At 57.0% G+C, this 16,206-nt stretch carries 19 protein-coding genes; 9 read left to right on the forward strand and 10 right to left on the reverse strand.

Features of this window, described 5'->3' with window-relative positions:
- The first annotated feature begins 192 nt into the window (after positions 1–192).
- Entirely contained in the window at positions 193–1,212 is a 1,020-nt protein-coding gene (locus AC2FIO_RS09585; RefSeq protein WP_496697219.1) for a Hint domain-containing protein, read from the forward strand.
- A 70-nt stretch (positions 1,213–1,282) separates the two neighbouring features.
- Here the strand turns inward: AC2FIO_RS09585 and AC2FIO_RS09590 are convergent, their stop codons facing one another.
- The gene (locus AC2FIO_RS09590) at positions 1,283–1,918 is read right to left on the reverse strand and encodes a DUF1326 domain-containing protein (RefSeq protein WP_282170200.1); all 636 of its coding nucleotides are present in this window, start codon (positions 1,916–1,918) and stop codon (positions 1,283–1,285) included.
- A 236-nt stretch (positions 1,919–2,154) separates the two neighbouring features.
- Here AC2FIO_RS09590 and AC2FIO_RS09595 point away from each other — a divergent pair, with 236 nt between their 5' ends.
- The 4 genes from AC2FIO_RS09595 to AC2FIO_RS09610 all read left to right on the forward strand — a co-directional run bounded on the left by AC2FIO_RS09595 (position 2,155) and on the right by AC2FIO_RS09610 (position 4,605).
- Entirely contained in the window at positions 2,155–2,427 is a 273-nt protein-coding gene (locus tag AC2FIO_RS09595) for a PepSY domain-containing protein (protein ID WP_496697222.1), read from the forward strand.
- Between the two features lie 23 nt (positions 2,428–2,450).
- A complete protein-coding gene (locus tag AC2FIO_RS09600) occupies positions 2,451–2,972 on the forward strand; it encodes a helix-turn-helix transcriptional regulator (protein WP_109313601.1) in 522 nt (173 codons plus the stop codon).
- A gap of 150 nt (positions 2,973–3,122) precedes the next feature.
- Positions 3,123–3,812, forward strand: a complete 690-nt coding sequence (locus AC2FIO_RS09605; RefSeq protein WP_282170198.1) for an outer membrane protein — start codon at positions 3,123–3,125, stop codon at positions 3,810–3,812.
- A 70-nt stretch (positions 3,813–3,882) separates the two neighbouring features.
- Complete coding sequence (locus AC2FIO_RS09610) at positions 3,883–4,605, forward strand: glycosyltransferase family 25 protein (RefSeq protein WP_282170197.1); 723 nt, start codon at positions 3,883–3,885, stop codon at positions 4,603–4,605.
- A 57-nt stretch (positions 4,606–4,662) separates the two neighbouring features.
- Here AC2FIO_RS09610 and AC2FIO_RS09615 read toward each other — a convergent pair whose 3' ends face one another.
- A complete protein-coding gene (locus AC2FIO_RS09615) occupies positions 4,663–5,313 on the reverse strand; it encodes a peroxiredoxin (protein WP_058274981.1) in 651 nt (216 codons plus the stop codon).
- A 206-nt stretch (positions 5,314–5,519) separates the two neighbouring features.
- On the opposite strand from AC2FIO_RS09615, the gene AC2FIO_RS09620 reads away from it, so the two are divergent.
- On the forward strand, positions 5,520–6,959 hold the full coding sequence (locus tag AC2FIO_RS09620) for an aldehyde dehydrogenase family protein (protein WP_496697225.1): 1,440 nt from the start codon (positions 5,520–5,522) through the stop codon (positions 6,957–6,959).
- Between the two features lie 58 nt (positions 6,960–7,017).
- Here the strand turns inward: AC2FIO_RS09620 and AC2FIO_RS09625 are convergent, their stop codons facing one another.
- The 3 genes from AC2FIO_RS09625 to AC2FIO_RS09635 all read right to left on the reverse strand — a co-directional run bounded on the left by AC2FIO_RS09625 (position 7,018) and on the right by AC2FIO_RS09635 (position 9,427).
- The gene (locus AC2FIO_RS09625) at positions 7,018–7,452 is read right to left on the reverse strand and encodes a glyoxalase superfamily protein (RefSeq protein ID WP_496697227.1); all 435 of its coding nucleotides are present in this window, start codon (positions 7,450–7,452) and stop codon (positions 7,018–7,020) included.
- A gap of 178 nt (positions 7,453–7,630) precedes the next feature.
- Positions 7,631–8,524, reverse strand: a complete 894-nt coding sequence (locus AC2FIO_RS09630) for a cation diffusion facilitator family transporter (RefSeq protein WP_496697229.1) — start codon at positions 8,522–8,524, stop codon at positions 7,631–7,633.
- A 51-nt stretch (positions 8,525–8,575) separates the two neighbouring features.
- The gene (locus AC2FIO_RS09635; protein ID WP_058275230.1) at positions 8,576–9,427 is read right to left on the reverse strand and encodes a methylated-DNA--[protein]-cysteine S-methyltransferase; all 852 of its coding nucleotides are present in this window, start codon (positions 9,425–9,427) and stop codon (positions 8,576–8,578) included.
- Between the two features lie 118 nt (positions 9,428–9,545).
- Here AC2FIO_RS09635 and nth point away from each other — a divergent pair, with 118 nt between their 5' ends.
- Positions 9,546–10,190 carry an endonuclease III gene (nth, locus tag AC2FIO_RS09640; protein ID WP_282119580.1) on the forward strand — a complete coding sequence of 215 codons (645 nt, stop codon included), beginning with the start codon at positions 9,546–9,548 and terminating at the stop codon, positions 10,188–10,190.
- The gene (locus AC2FIO_RS09645; protein ID WP_472722697.1) at positions 10,187–11,176 is read left to right on the forward strand and encodes an adenosine kinase; all 990 of its coding nucleotides are present in this window, start codon (positions 10,187–10,189) and stop codon (positions 11,174–11,176) included. Before nth ends, AC2FIO_RS09645 begins: the two co-directional genes overlap by 4 nt.
- Positions 11,177–11,184: 8 nt before the next feature.
- Here the strand turns inward: AC2FIO_RS09645 and AC2FIO_RS09650 are convergent, their stop codons facing one another.
- From AC2FIO_RS09650 to sigZ, 4 genes are all read right to left on the reverse strand, one after another.
- On the reverse strand, positions 11,185–12,024 hold the full coding sequence (locus tag AC2FIO_RS09650) for a DUF547 domain-containing protein (protein WP_496697232.1): 840 nt from the start codon (positions 12,022–12,024) through the stop codon (positions 11,185–11,187).
- The gene (locus AC2FIO_RS09655; RefSeq protein ID WP_496697234.1) at positions 12,021–13,394 is read right to left on the reverse strand and encodes a radical SAM protein; all 1,374 of its coding nucleotides are present in this window, start codon (positions 13,392–13,394) and stop codon (positions 12,021–12,023) included. The genes AC2FIO_RS09650 and AC2FIO_RS09655 overlap by 4 nt, the downstream gene beginning before the upstream one ends.
- 72 nt (positions 13,395–13,466) lie before the next feature.
- Positions 13,467–14,177: a glutathione S-transferase family protein gene (locus AC2FIO_RS09660; protein WP_282170189.1), complete on the reverse strand. Its 711-nt coding sequence runs from the start codon at positions 14,175–14,177 to the stop codon at positions 13,467–13,469.
- A gap of 64 nt (positions 14,178–14,241) precedes the next feature.
- Positions 14,242–14,781: an RNA polymerase sigma factor SigZ gene (sigZ, locus tag AC2FIO_RS09665; protein WP_496697236.1), complete on the reverse strand. Its 540-nt coding sequence runs from the start codon at positions 14,779–14,781 to the stop codon at positions 14,242–14,244.
- Positions 14,782–14,967: 186 nt separating this feature from the next.
- On the opposite strand from sigZ, the gene AC2FIO_RS09670 reads away from it, so the two are divergent.
- Entirely contained in the window at positions 14,968–15,612 is a 645-nt protein-coding gene (locus AC2FIO_RS09670) for an NYN domain-containing protein (protein WP_496697238.1), read from the forward strand.
- Here the strand turns inward: AC2FIO_RS09670 and AC2FIO_RS09675 are convergent.
- On the reverse strand, positions 15,609–16,103 hold the full coding sequence (locus AC2FIO_RS09675; RefSeq protein WP_496697240.1) for an RNA pyrophosphohydrolase: 495 nt from the start codon (positions 16,101–16,103) through the stop codon (positions 15,609–15,611). The two genes, AC2FIO_RS09670 and AC2FIO_RS09675, sit on opposite strands and share 4 nt — an antisense overlap.
- Positions 16,104–16,206: the final 103 nt, after the last annotated feature.

Consider the following 16,206-nt stretch of genomic DNA (forward strand, 5'->3'; position numbering starts at 1 on the left):
TGACCGGGGCCTTTTTTTGTCTTTGCGCCTTCTGGTTAGGTCAGATGCTCCGGACTTACTTAACCCGCCTCACTCTGCCATTGGTGCCATAGGTCCCGAAAAAAGAAATCAGCACCTTATATAATACACGCATTGCGTGTATTATAGTGGGGATGAAGATGAGTGTTTCAATTTCAGGGGCATCGTTAATCCATGAATTTTTTTACACTATATCAAGTAAGCGCCGATCCGCTTGGTAATCCGAATGTCACCGTCACGAACGCCTTTCAGGTGGCAATTACCGACAATGACAACCAACTTGAAAACCCGGACGCCGATGGCAGCCAGCAATTTGATGTGAGCGGCATCGCTGGGTTGAATACTTCCGAAGATTTCCAGGTTTTTGAGAATTACACCGCCAATGTCGGCGGATCGCCAGTTACTTTTACTTTGCTGCAATGGCAAGGAACTCAGTACATCGTTGTCACATCCGGTCAGGTTGCGGTCAACGATGTTCTGTCAGGCAACACACTGACGCAAAACCCTGCGTCGCCTTCGGTCTACGATACACTTCCAACTTTCGTTTGCTTTACTTCCGGGTCCCTGATCCTTACGCCGTCAGGTCGACGCCTAATTGAAACACTGGAACCCGGAGACGAAGTGATCACGGCAGATGGCAGTGCGCAGCCGGTGCGCTGGATTGGCCGGCGCCAGCTATCTGCGCAAGAGTTGAAACATGATCCGCACCTTTGCCCGGTTCGTATCCGCGCCGGCCGCTTTACCGAAGGTTGTCCCAGTCGGGATCTTCTGGTCTCTCCCCAGCATCGGATTGCTGTAACCTCTGCTGTTATGGAGCTGTATTACTTTGATACTGTAATGCTGGCCCCAGCCAAAGGCATGGTCGACGGTCAGGGCATCGAACAACTCCTTCCGGAACAAGGGGTCGAATACATCCATATATTGTTCGACAAACATGAGCTGGTGAATGTCGAAGGTGTCTGGTCCGAGTCCTTTTTCCCCGGCGACACCACAATGAGCGCAATGGCCACGGCCACCAAACGCGAGCTGTTTGAACTGTTCCCTGAACTTATGTGCAGCAAAACGGGTTATGGCGAGACCGCTCTGCCAGTCCTCAAACCCTACGAAGTCCGCCTACTTCGGTCAGACCTGTCGGCCCCAATGATTTTTCCGAAAAAAGGTGACACCACCTACGCAGCGGAACACTCTGCCTAAGTCCACTTTCGGGTTTTCTATGAGCCTATAGGTTCAGGTTTGGTTTAGGCATGCCCGATTGTCGTATTTGTCAATTCGCCACGCCAGACGGCCCGTGTTTCATCACATGCCACTGCCCATAACTGTCGTTCAAATCCAGTTGGATCGCCGCATCTGCCTTGGTTGAGGCGCTGCCTATCTCGGCCAGGGTAAATTCGATACCACCGGGAATGTCGATCCGTACGCGATGCGGACCACCGCCATGTGGGGCCTCGATAGGACGGCCGGTTGAGTTCAGCACCTCACCGATTGAGACTTTGGCAGTGCGCCCCTCCATGTCCATCTCAAAATCAATCGGCACATACAGGGTCTCGTGAACGGTGTCGCACATCGTGCGGAAGACATGCCAATGGGTTGCCATTTCCTCGGTCTCTTCCCCGTGAAAGACCTTTTCCAATGCGGCCCGTTGCGCGTCCGAGGCGCTTGGGTCGATGATCACCTGCATCTGACCGCCGCCCTCAAAGATCGGGCCGGGCCAGGCATAGATCAGCGCAGCCTTTGTACCGGCAAGGTTGGTGTCGCCAAAATGCCCTTTCGAAACTTCTAGCACCTCAAAGCCGCGACAATTTCCGTGGGTTGGTAGCTCCTCAAACTGGCAAGGGCAGGCATAGCCGCAATTGCAGTTCCCGAATGCATCGCCTTCAACGTACCAATCTGTGAATGCCATCGTCTTCTCCTGTTTTACACAGCCTGAACGCCCGACGTCTTGGTTACATGCCTGTAGAATTCCCCCCTCTAAACCTAACACAATTCGGGCAAATGCAGAACCAGGCGGCCTGAAACCGCATTTTACCGGGATAAACCTTGGTCCAATTCCTTGCGTTTCAACCAAAAGCCAATCGCAGCGCACGCGCCCTGTTCCCAGTTTCACAACATCGCCACAACGCAAAAAGGAGATGCAAAATGGAAACCTTGAAACTGCTGACACTGACCGGATTGATTGCAACAGCGCCGGTTCTTGCACTGGCCAATGTCGGGCTGGGCGACAAACTGGGCACCACCGAGTCCGATATCCGCACGGCCCTGGAGGCGCAGGGATACGAAATCAAAGAGATCGAATTCGAAGATGGCGAGATCGAGGTTGAACTCATCAAGGATGGCGTGGAAACTGAATTGGTCCTGTCCGAGACGGACGGCATGGTAACTGCCATCGAACTCGAAGAGGACGACGATTGATCGGATAAAATCACAGGAGCCTCATGAAGCTTTCACAAACGTCATTGCTTTGGCTCCTTCTGGTGGTGCAGGCCGTCTGCGCCGCCTTTTTCGTGACGGACGCGATGCTGGACTGGACCGGCGGGGAAAGCGCGGGCTTTCGCCACCTGCATAGTTTCGAACTGGTTCTGGCCCTGGCATTGATCGGCGGTCTTGCCGCGACGATTGCATTGATCCGGTCCCAGAACAGGCGTGTGCGCGACATGCAGCGACAGCTGAGTGTCGCGCAGGGCGCGTTTGCTCAACTCATTGCCTCTCAATTCACTGAGTGGAACCTGAGTGATGCTGAGCGCGACGTTGCCCTGTTGTCTATTAAGGGTCTTTCGATCGCAGACATCGCGACTTTGCGGCAAACCAAAGAAGGCACGGTCAAAGCGCAATGCGCCGCGGTGTATCGCAAGGCAGGAGTTACGGGACGCGTGCAATTGCTGAGCTACTTCATCGATGAGTTGCTTTCCGAACCTTTGCTTACAAACAGTTCTGAAAGGTCGAATTCGACCACATAGAACGTGAATCAAAGTGTCAGCTCGGTACTGATCTTATTCACTCACACACGCCCAATATCCTGTGAATTGAAGTGAAGGGCTGGCGCCTTTCATTCCTGCCTCTACTGCCCACATGTGCGCCATACCAATTGTGGAACAAAGGACATGGTCATGGTTACGCGTCTTCTTCTCGCCTCGACAGCTTTGACGATCAGCGCGTCCGCGCTGGCCGCACAGAGCCTGTCGGATGGTCTCTATATTCAGGGTTTTGCTGGGTACAGCCAGCTACAGGACAGCGACTTTAGCGGCACGATCAATGGATCGTCGCAGTCAGTAGATACCGATTTCGATGGTGGCTATGGGCTGGGTATCGCGGTCGGCAAAGAGATCCCGCAGTGGTCGAACGATCAGTTTGGCACCCGGATCGAGCTGGAGCTGTCCTACCGTGACAACGATGTGGATGGCGTCAATTTTTCGGGCAACGGGCCCGGCGCAGAAGGCAACATTTCGGGTGACGTGTCGCAGACATCGCTGTTCGCCAATGTGCTGGTTGATTTTAAACAGGCAGGGGCCTTCACGCCCTATGTCGGTCTGGGTCTTGGTGCCACCTATTCTGATCTGGACTTTGTCTACGGGCCGGGCGTCGAATTGAACGACACCGACACCACCTTTGCTGCGCAAATTATTGCCGGTGTAGCCTATGAGATCAGCCCAAATACCTCTCTGACCCTGGACACCCGATATGCCCGCGCATTCGACGTTTCCTCGGCACGCTTGGCACCAAACGGCGCGTCCACGGGGACGGTCGAGGATGACATCGACGCCTTCAGCGTCAATGTCGGCCTGCGATACGGTTTCTGATACTTCACGGGGAAGTGTTTCTTTCGGGTTTCTCTTCCCCCTCCCGCCCCTGTGTTCTATGCACTGTGGCATGAGGACTTTTGTCATCCATATGACTGCAAGCACAGCGCGGCGACCCAATGCCGAACGGCTGTGTGCCAGTCTGCCCAATGCGGAACTGTTCGAGGCCGTCAACGGGAAGGATCCCGCACAGATCGCGGATGTTCAGTTGTTTCCAGGCGACCTGTATCGCCCCAGATATCCATTTCCGCTGCGCCCGGCAGAGATCGGCGTTTTTGAAAGCCACCGCCGAATCTGGCGCAAGCTGGTCGATGAAAAGATCGACCGCGCCATCATTACAGAGGATGATCTGCGCATAGATCCATGCCGCATGGCCGATGCGTTGGAAATGCTGGAACCGCTTGCAACCCCGGATCATTATATCCGAATTCCGGTGAAGCAGCGTGAGGATGCGGCGCGAACGCTCGCAAAGCAAAACGGAATGCGTCTGATCCTGCCAAAGATCATTGGCCTGCAATGCGTCTGTCAAATGGTGGGGCGGCGTGCAGCTGAACGGTTGCTTGCCATAACCAACAAAATCGACCGGCCGGTGGACACGTTCCTGCAAATGCACTGGGTGACAGGACAACCGATCCTATCCTTGCAGGGCAGCGGCAATCAGGAAGTCGCGCAGGAAATCGGCGGTTCGACCATTCAGGCAAGCCCGCCGTTGGCCGACAAGCTGACGCGCGAATTCAAACGCGCGGCTTATCGTCGGAAACTGTATCTGCACCCTCAAAGATCCGCCGCTTAAGCGGCTTTTAAGGTGCTTTGGAACCGGGCGGAGCTTTGAGCCCCGCCCGAACTTGTTTTAGCTCGGCGCTTTCGTTTTACGCAGGTAAGGGAAGATCGTTTCGAACTCACCAAACTTTTCTTTTGCTTCGTCGTTCGACACGGCAGGCGGGATTATCACATCTTCACCTGGCACCCAGTTTGCGGGGGTGGCCACGCCCTTAGCGCTCATTTGCAGACCGTCCAGCGCGCGCAGGATTTCGGCAAAGTTCCGGCCCACGGTCATCGGGTAGGTCATCGACAGTTTCAACTGTTTGTCCGGGCCGATAATAAAGACCGAACGCACGGTTGCACTGTCGGCAGGGGTGCGGCCATCGGGCAGGTACGCCTCGGCGGGCAGCATGTCGAACGCCTTGGACACGGCCAGGCCGTCGTCGGCGATGATCGGAAAACCGGGGTTGGCGTTGCCATACGCCTCGATGTCCTTCTTCCACTTTTTGTGGTCCTCGACACCATCGACGGAGACGCCCATAACCTTGGTATTGCGGGCTGCCCATTCGTCGTTCAGCTGTGCAACGGCCGAAAACTCAGTGGTACAGACCGGTGTGAAATCCTTGGGGTGTGAGAACAGGATCGCCCAGCTGTCACCGATCCAGTCATGGAACTGAACAGTGCCCTGATCCGTCTCTGCAGTGAAATTCGGAACGGTGTCATTGATGCGCAAACCCATGGGGCATCTCCTTTTTTGTGAAACAAACCGAGTCGGTCGCTGGAAACCTAATAACTCTGCGCCATTGTTAAACCATTCGCTGCTTGAAAGGGTATTCATTTTTGAGGAAATTAATTTGATCAAATTGCGCCTTGCCACACAGATACGCCGGTGCCAGAGTGGCGCAAATTCCCGCCATCCGGGCCACGGGATCAGGAGGATACGTGATGATCGAGAAACGCAATTTCTACATTGACGGAACATGGGTCGCCCCATCTGCAGCGAATGATTTCGAGGTAATCAACCCCTCGACCGAGGAACCCTGCGCGGTGATCTCACTGGGCGCACAAGCTGATACCGACGCCGCAGTTGCTGCCGCAAAGGCCGCCCTGCCCGGCTGGATGGCCACACAGGTCGAAGATCGCATCGCGCTGGTCGAGAAACTGATCGAGATTTACCAATCCCGGTCCGAGGATTTGGCACAGGCGATGTCACTTGAGATGGGCGCGCCAATCGACATGGCGCGCACCCAACAATCAGGCGCGGGCATGTATCACCTTGCGAACTTTGTGCGCGCAGCCAAAGCGTTCCAATTCGACCGCCCTCTGGGCGATCACGCGCCCAATGACAGGATCATCTATGAGGCCGTCGGTGTTGCCGCCCTGATCACACCATGGAACTGGCCGATGAACCAAGTCACGCTCAAGGTTGGCGCGGCGGCGATTGCAGGCTGCACCATGGTTTTGAAACCCTCCGAACAAAGCCCACTGAACGCAATGATATTTGCCGAGATGATGGATGAGGCCGGCTTCCCCGCCGGTGTGTTCAATCTGGTGAACGGTGATGGCGTGGGCGTTGGTTCCCAGCTGTCGGCGCATCCGGATGTGGATATGGTCAGCTTTACCGGCTCGACCCGCGCAGGCACAGCGATCTCAAAAAGTGCTGCAGACACCTTGAAGAAGGTACATCTGGAGCTGGGCGGCAAGGGTGCAAACGTGGTCTTTGCCGATGCCGATGAAAAGGCCGTCAAACGTGGTGTTCTGCACATGATGAACAACACCGGCCAAAGCTGTAATGCGCCCAGCCGCATGCTGGTGCAGCGCCCGATCTACGATCAGGCCGTGGAAACGGCGGCTGAAGTGGCCAGCATGGTTTCCGTGGGCAGCGCGCAGGAAGAAGGCCGCCATATCGGCCCCGTCGTGAACGAGGTGCAGTGGAACAAAATCCAGGACCTGATCCAGAAGGGCATCGATGAAGGCGCCCGGCTGGTAGCAGGCGGCACCGGTCGGCCCGAGGGGCTGAACAAGGGCTATTATGTACGTCCAACCGTCTTTGCTGACGCCAATAACCAGATGACCGTCGCGCGCGAAGAGATCTTTGGCCCGGTCCTGACCATGATCCCCTTCGACACCGAAGAAGAAGCGGTCGAGATTGCCAACGACACGCCATACGGCCTGACCAATTATATTCAGACACAAGACGGCGCGCGGGCTAACCGAATGGCGCGGGTACTGCGGTCCGGAATGGTCGAAATGAATGGCCAGTCGCGCAGTGCAGGATCACCGTTTGGCGGCATGAAACAGTCCGGAAACGGGCGCGAAGGCGGCTTGTGGGGGTTGGAGGATTTCCTTGAGGTCAAAGCCGTCGGTGGCTGGGCGGCAGAGTGACGCCAGACCAGAACTTAACAAAAGGGCGCGGCGGTGGTTACCCGCCGCGCCCTTTTCTTTACGTGGGTCGCACGATCAGTTGCGGTTGGCCGTCCGAGGTATGCCGCGTGGATCGACCATCCCAGCCAATCTCACCGGTTACGCGCTGACGATAGGCCGAGAAGCTGTTGAACTGAACGACATCCACGGGGGTGTCAAAATGTAACGTAACGCGCCGATGCGACCCGTCACCCAATAGGGTCATACCACGGATTTCCGCCCTGAAGGGCTGCCCTAAATAGAACCCTTCAACCCGGTCACCAACACGCAAATGCATGCGATTTCCGGCCATGGCGTGCAACGTATTCCAATCGCGCACCCCATGTTGATGCGCCAACAATTCCAGCGATTCACTATGCGAGAGCGTGACCCCCGCACCGCGCAACCTCTCTCTTAGTCGCTTCGCTTGCGCTTTTAGCTCCTCAAGTGGAGCAATATTTTTTGAACGTGTCATTTCTTGCCTCGTTTCCTTAAACGGGCGCCAAGTCAGGACGGGGTTCGCATTGCCATCCGCGCGCCAGGAAAGGGCAACAGATGTTCATCAACCGGGTTTCACCAATGCCAAATGGCTGCGAACGGCAGGGGACCCGAACCTGGAGGCGACATTTCGCACTGGCGGATGTGTCTGTCAATCAGGCTCTGGTACTTTTTAACTCGCTGTCCGGTTCCAGATGGATGACAAAGACTGACCCAGGAAACTTCCTGTTCAGGGCCGTCTCGATATCGTCGCAGATGTCATGCGCGGCCGCGACCGACATGGCACCGTCAACCACGAGGTGAAACTCAACGAAAATCATGTTGGCTGACCTGCGACCGCGCAGATCATGATACTCCAATGCCGGGCCCAAATTGGCTTCGATTGTTTCGCGCACAGACGTCAATTCCCCATCGACCAGCGAAGCATCCATCAATCCGTCGACCGAGCTGCGGATGACCTTCCACCCCTCCCACAGAATGTTCAACGCCACCAGAATCGCGATGATCGGATCAAGGACCAACCAACCTGTCGCCATCGCTATCAGCAACCCGACAACAACACCGACCGAGGTCATAATGTCGGTTAATATGTGCTTTCCGCTCGCCTCCAACGCCGGTGAGGATTCTCGTCGCCCAACCCGCAACAGCAGAAACGCCCAGATACCATTCAGGCACGTCGCGCCCACATTTATGGCAATGCCCAGGAACGGTTCCCCGGCCAGATGCGGATCAGGTAATGCGAAAACAGCTTCACGAATGATCAGCAGTGCGGCCAGAACAATCAGCGTCCCTTCGACCACAGCCGACAGGTACTCGGCCTTCTTATGCCCGAACGGGTGCTTTTTGTCTGGCGGCATGCCAGATATCCGCACCGCGAAAAATGCAAGCAGAGCGGCCGCCACATTCACCACCGATTCTAAGGCGTCCGAGAGCAGGGCGACCGAGCCCGTCACCCACCAGGCCAGCAGTTTCAGCAGCAAAACCGCCACTGAAACCGGAATGGCCCACGCCGCGAATGTCTGTGTGATCTGCCTGCTGTCCTGCTTCATAGAATCTCACTATCACAGGATGCAGCAGCGCAAAGTTTGTTTTTGACGTGACTATGCGTCGGCCTGAGCGGCCTCGAATGCCAGCATTGCGCGTTTGACCGGCAAGCCCCAATGATAGCCACCCAGCCCGCCGGATTTGCGTAGCGCCCGGTGGCAAGGGATCAGCCAGCTGACCGGGTTGCGGCCAACCGCAGTACCCACGGCGCGCACTGCTTGTGGCGATCCCACACGTTGCGCAATCTCAGAATAGGTGGTGACCTGACCCGACGGGATGTGCATCAGCGCCTCCCAAACCTTGATTTGCAGGGGCGAGCCAATGAGGTACAGCGGCGTAGGTTCCAACCGGTCGCTTGCCGCGCCAAAAGCACTTAGAACCCAAGGGCGCAGACGCATCGGATCTTCTATGAACTCGGCCTTGGGCCAGCGTGAGATCATATCCTCCATCGCGGCCTCTTCGCCAGTTTCGGCCCCGAAGGCAATGCCGCAGATACCCTTATCGGTTCCCATGACCAGTGCCGGGCCAAAGGGGCATTCGAACCAGCCCCAATAGATCGTCAGCCCCACGCCTCTGCGCGCGTATTCGCCGGGGCTCATGGATTCCCATTTCAGGAACAAATCGTGCAGACGGCCACTGCCGGACAGGCCGACGTTGTGTGCGGTTTCCAACGTGGTGAACCGTTCCCGCAACAATGCCTTGGCGTGGCCCAAGGTCAGATATTGCTGGTAGCGTTTCGGCGACACCCCCGTCCAACGCGAGAACAGGCGCTGGAAATGCGCCGGGCTCATATCCATCTGGCGGGCTAGCTCTTCCAGGCTCAGGCCTTCTCCGCCTCGATCAATCAGGTCGATCGCGCGGCGCATGACGTTGTAGTGGTATCCGCTTTCCGGTGTCTGGACGTTCATGGCTATTACCTCATATTCTTGACCAAACCATAGCGCGCAGGTTACGCCCTCGCGACCCGGAACTTGCGCATTGGCTTTGGACTTGTATCGACGCGCCCCGAACGGCATTAAGACGCGGATGGCAAAACAACTCGGATATCACCGGATCCGCGAGATCTTTACGCGCTTTCAGGAAGCCGACCCCGAACCCAAGGGCGAGCTTGAGCATGTCAACGTTTATACTCTGGTGGTCGCCGTGGCCCTGTCTGCGCAAGCCACAGATGTCGGTGTGAACAAGGCGACACGCGCCTTGTTCAAGATCGCTGACACACCGCAAAAGATGCTGGATCTGGGCGAAGAAGGTCTGATCGAACACATCAAGACCATTGGTCTGTTCCGCCAGAAGGCCAAGAACGTCATCAAGCTCAGCCGTATTCTGGTCGACGATTATGACGGCGAGGTACCCAATTCCCGTGCAGCACTGCAATCGCTGCCGGGAGTGGGCCGCAAAACCGCCAATGTGGTGTTGAACATGTGGTGGCGATATCCGGCGCAGGCGGTGGACACGCATATCTTTCGGGTTGGCAATCGCACCGGCATTTGCCCCGGTAAGAATGTGGACGCCGTCGAACGCGCCATCGAAGACAATATCCCGACTGATTTTCAACTGCATGCGCATCACTGGCTGATCCTGCATGGCCGCTATCATTGCAAAGCGCGCAAGCCTATGTGCCCTACCTGCATCATCCGCGATCTCTGCGAATTTGAGGACAAGAACCTATGAAAACCTACCAACTGACCGGCATCGGAAACGCAGTTGTGGACGTGATTTCCCAAGCCGACGACAGTTTCCTAGAGCTGATGGGCATTGAAAAAGGCATCATGCAGCTGATCGAGCAGGAGCGTGGCGAGGTCCTCTATGCCTCGATGGAAGGTCGGGTTCAGACGCCGGGTGGCTCGGTCGCCAACACCATCGCCGGCGCAGGTGCGCTGGGGCTGGATTCAGCGTTTATCGGGCGGGTTCATGATGACGCTCTGGGCCGGTTTTACGCGGATGCGATGAACGAGGACGGCGTTGATTTCGTGAACCCTCCGGTTCCGGGTGGCGAACTGCCGACCTCGCGCTCGATGATTTTTGTCTCGCCCGATGGGGAACGGTCAATGAATACCTATCTGGGGATTTCCTCGGAACTGTCGTCGCAGGACGTATCGGATGACGTCGCAGGCAACAGCCAGATCATGTTCCTTGAGGGGTATCTGTTCGACAAGGAAAAGGGCAAAGCTGCGTTTCTAGAGGCCGCGCGTGCGTGCCACAAAGGTGGCGGCAAGGCGGGTATCGCCATTTCCGACCCCTTCTGTGTGGAACGCCACCGTGTCGATTTCCTGCTGCTGATCGAAAACGAGCTTGATTTTGTCATTGGCAACGAGGCCGAGATCAAATCCCTGTTCGAAACCGACGATCTGGAAGAGGCGTTGGCCAAAACCGCCGCGATCTGCCCGCTTGTCGTATGCACCCGCTCCGGCGACGGCGTGACTGTCCTAAGCGACGGGCAACGCGTCGACGTACCGGTCGAGAAAGTCGTGCCCGTGGACGCAACCGGTGCGGGCGATCAGTTTGCCGCCGGCTTCCTGTTTGGCATGGCCACAGGCCGCGATCACGAAGCCTGCGCCAAGATCGGCAATATCTGCGCCCGCGAGGTCATCAGTCACATCGGCCCGCGCCCCGAGGCGAACATGCAGGACCTGCTGCGCGCCGAAGGGTTGCTGTAATCCGCTGATTAAGATCCAGCCGCCGCGTCGTTCAAAGCCCAGTTATACTGATACGCTTTGACACGCGGCGTCTGCTGAAGACGAGCGCGCAGCTCGGGTTCTGCTGCTGTCGCTATATAGGCCAGCACGGATTTTTCATTCGGTCCGAAATCCTCGCGGAACCAGATAAAGATCTTTGACAGGATCAATCCGCCGCGTTGGTCGAACTGCACGCCACGCGGATCGTTGATATAGGCGTGCTCGGCAGCGGCGAAATCGCGCTCCAATGTCTCGGCCTGCCAGGCGCGATCCATCAGGTTAGGGCAGCCCACAGCGGCGCAGTTCAGCGCATAGTGGATGCGCGGTTCGCCGAATGTGGGCCGAATAATGCGGTGTTCGATGTCATTGAGGGTCAACTCCTGCCCGGCCACCCGCGCCAGAAGTTGATTCCACGGCCCAATCGATAATGGCCCATCCTTGATGTCGCGGATCGAAGCAACGGGATAGTTTTCAAGAACCACATCCACCGTCAGCGCATTGTACAAGTTTATCCAATACGCCAGTTGCTGATCACGTGTCAGCCGCGCGGGGTCAATGGCTTGCAGATCGACCAGATATTCGTCCAGGCGCGCGCGATCTGCCTGTGTCACCTGCCCGTAAGTTACCCGGTTCACGCCCTGCCCGTCGGTCACGACATAACGGTGCAGAAAGGCGGTCCAGTCGCGGTGATCAACCTTTTCGCCCGGCGGGGACGCAAATCTGGTCAGGGTCTGTCCTGGCAATGCCTCGGGGGCGGGCAAGGCCAGACGCTCGACACTTGCGCAAGCGGTCAAAACCGGAAGCAGAAGCAGGATCAGAAGTTTTCTCATGAGACGTCCTTTAGGTTCCGGCGCATGGCCCGCATCTGCCCCTTGAGCCGCTTAAGCGGGGCCAGACCCGGATCGCTCAGGTCCGGCAGATCGGGTCCAGCGGACAAGTGGGGGACGGCGGCGTTCCACCAGCTTGGGCCTGAAGGCCCGTCCACCCGATCCGGTGAGGCCAGATGCATGTCACGCTGCGCGTTGTGAACGCACATGGACAACGGCCCGTTTGCGGTTGCGACCATAAAGACGCAAGAGGCACAGCGATCATCCTCCAACGCGTCGGCGGCCATGAAGTTATGAATGAAGACCGATTGCCGGCGGACGGGTCCCCGCAACAAACCTCTGCCCAAACGCAGCACGCATTTCAGCAGATGCAACCCGGCCCGCAGCGCCAAAAACGGGTTGCGCCGCGCCATACGCCGGACGCTGTCACGGGTGTCGATATGGCCGTCGGTTGATTGGTCGGCCCGGCTTAGCGCGGCGATCACTTTCTGCGTCAGGCGTTTGGCTGACAAAACCGAAACCGCACGCCCACCGGCAGTCACAACACTTGCATAGCGATTGCATTTCGAATGCCCAACGGCGGCCGTGTCAAAATGCAGGGGCGTTTCATATCCGGCCTCGACCGCACGCATGACACTGTCCTGCGTGATCGCGTCGGGACGTTCGCGCAACACCCCGCGCCCGGTATCGGCTTGCATCTGAAAGGACACAAAGGCGACCTCGGGGCGGTCTCGCATGAACCGTGCCAGCGCAGACAGTTCAGCAATATTGCCGCCGAAAACCGTCGTGTTGAACAATACCCGCAGGCCCAGTCCGCGCGTGTGGCGGATATAGGCGCGGCGCACTACATTTAACTCAGTCTCGCTGTTGAACCCCTTGCGCTCCTGCGTCATGTCGACGTGAAAGGCCACGTCATCCAACCCCGCCGCCGCAAGCCGCGTCAGAAACGCCCGGCTGGCGCGAATGCCGTTGGTCATCAGGCACGACCGCAGGCCCAGCCGGCGAATTTCGCGGCACAGTGCCTCTAGGTCTTCCACCTTGCGCAGGGTCGGATCACCCCCCGTCAGCTGGACCGAGACACCGGGGCCATAATGGCTGTGAATTGTGGCAAGACGCGCAAACAGAACCGACAGCGGTGGGTCATAGGTCATCTCGGCTCGGTCCGAGAGGTAACACAGTGTGCAATCCAGATTACAGCGTTGGGTGACCTCAAGCGCGACGCAGGCGATGGGGTAGAACCGGCCTGCCGTCTGCCCTGCGCCATATTCCCCGCACCCTTGCAGACCGCCGCGCAAAGGCGCGCGACGGTCGGTGCCGGTAAACTTGCGTCCGGCGGGTTTTACAGAAGAGAGAGTTGGGGCCGTGTCCTTCATACCCGTCAAGCTAGACAGGTCGATCAGATGCGGCCACGCCCCCTCACGCCAACGTGCGGCTTAGTGAGTGAATCACCCACAGCACCCGCCGGATTGTTTCACCTGAGCGGTTGCAGGCGCTTCGTTCAGGTTCGCACCCCGCCCCAACCACGTCCGGTCTGCGAGATAGAAATCGGTGAACCGGGTCACAAAATCCTCGGAAACGGTTTTCTGCGGAATGCCGGTCGCCATCAAAGCCTGCTGCCACGCCTTCACCTTAGGATAGTCAGCCAACATATCGTGCCCGCTGTGATCGGCCACGATTGCAGCCCGGTGAAGCAACGGCAACCAAGCCATATCGACATTGCCCAGCGCCTCACCCGCAAAGAATGGGCCACAGCTAAGCTGCTTCTCGGCTTTCGCGAACGAGGCGTTCAACTTGGTCGTCCGATCCGCAAAGATCACCAGATCCGCGCTTTGCATTGCGCTGCACTGAACAAGGTAGTGCTTGCTGGCCTGATAGCTCCACGCGCGGTTCAGAGCGCGCTGTTCGGGTGTCAGATCGGGTTGCAGCGGGGCGGCCACCTCATCGAGGTATTCGGCAATCGCGTCCGACTCAAACAGCGCTATACCGCTTTCGGTCACCAGAACCGGAACCTGACCTGTCGGCGACAGCTCTAGAAACCAATCCGGCTTGTCGCTGAGGCTTATGTAGTCGATCTGATAGGGTACCTGCTTGGCTTCCAACAGCGCAGTGACGCGCTGAACGAAGGGACAGATTTTGAAACTGATGATGCGGATCATTTGTCTTTCCTTTTGCTGGTTTCATCTGTCAGACGAAGCCCGCATCAAAAAGACGACGATCAGATCAACATTTTTTGCAGGATTTCGGTTTTTTCTGCACGTCCGCGATATTGCCTCGCACATCCATTGAGATATTGCAGCAATCCACGAACGCTTTTCGCAGCTCTGCCCGGCCCTTTTGAACCCGGGATTTAAGCGTTGAATACGCCAGCCCCTGCGCCTGTGCATAATCCTGTTGGGACATGCCATTGATGTCGATCTCCATCAGCATGTCTGCGGTTTCCTGCGGCAACCCGCGAATGAAAGGTTCGACGCATCCCTCAAGGTCCTGACGCGTTTCCGGATCATCCCGGTGATACCAAAGATCATCCGGATGCGCCTCGACACGGCCGGATTTTCGGTAATGGTCGATGATCGTGCGGTCGGCCGTTTGAAACAACCACGGTTGCAGTTTGGCAGGGTCTTTCAGGTTGGACAGACCGGTGAAGACCTTGACCGAGATCTCTTGCAACAGGTCTTCCACATCCGCGGGGTTGGACACACGCGAGTGCAAGAACGCCTTCAGGCGCGCGCGGTACTTGGGCCAGATGTCTTCAATCTGCATGCCGCTTTATGACAGGTGATCGGCAAAGGCGGCAACCACCTGCTCGTACTCCGCACGTTTGTAGGAACCGATTTTGCAGGTCTGCCGGCGCGATTTTTGGCAAGGCGAGGTTGCCAGCTACAACGCCAAAAATTTGCCTCAGTGTCGATGTATCTCATCGCCAATTAGATTAATTCCGGATTTTTTATGACACTTCGCGTAGCTGTTTTGGTGGACGGCGACAATATCAGCGCCACTTACAAAAAATACGTTGGCCGGATCGCTCAGAAATATGGGCGTATCGACGTCGCACGGGTTTATATGAATGCTCAGGTTTCTTCGGCGTGGCATGAGGCCAGCGAATATCACCTGATCCATAGCGGCACGGGCAAGAGCGCCTCAGATATTCTATTGTGTATCGACGCAATCGAGTTCGCCTTGAACCGGGGCATCGATGCCATGGTGATCGTCAGCTCGGACGGCGACTTTACGCACCTGCATCGGCGGCTACGCGAATTCGGCGTCAGGACAGTCGGCGTTGGCGAAGCCAAAGCACCACAGCACGTTCGGGATAATTGCACTGTGTTTGTTGAGCTTCAGCAAAGCCGAGCCTCCGAGGCGTCCGACCTCGACAGAAAAATCCAGACTGTAATTTCTCAGGGCAGCCAGAATGGGCAAGGCATACCCATCGCCGATCTAAACGTGCGTATGCGTCGGTTACACGATATCAAGATCAGTACGTATCCCGAAAAGAACTGGCGCGGATACCTGACCGCGCGCGACGATTTGTTCGAACTGGACCCCAAAGGACCTGCCGCACGCGTTCGCTTCAAGCCCCAAGGCTTTGGTTAGCGCCCAAAGCCCAAGTAATCGGCGAAGGCGGCAACCACCTGTCGGTAAACCTCACGTTTGAACGGCACGATCTCGTCAATCAGCTGACCGGGCTCCTGCCATTTCCACTTGATGAATTCCGGGTGCTCGGTCCGGATGTCGATCTGATCGTCGCGGCCGGTGAACCGCAGAAAGAACCATTTCTGTTCCTGCCCGCGATAACGGCCTTTCCAGATTTTCGGCACGATGTCGTGTGGCAGATCATAAGGCAGCCAGCCGTCTGTTTCGGCGACGATCTCGACCAAGTCCGAGGTTACGCCGGTTTCCTCCCACAGCTCACGCAGAGCTGCGTCCCGTGGATCTTCGCCCTTGTCCACGCCGCCCTGAGGCATTTGCCATGCATCCTTGTGGCGATCATTGCGCTGACCGACGAAAATCTTGCCCTCGGTATTCATCAGCATAAGCCCCACGCAGGGGCGATAGGGCAGTTTGGCGATCTCTTCGGGGGTCATGTGCAGCCTCATAAACATGCTTTGCAGGTTCTGTAGCAAGCAGCGGAGTGAAGGCAAAGGGTGTGACGTTAGGTTTCGCGTGACAACGTTGACGCGAAGGTCA

Source organism: Ruegeria sp. CDSB086 (assembly GCF_059611065.1).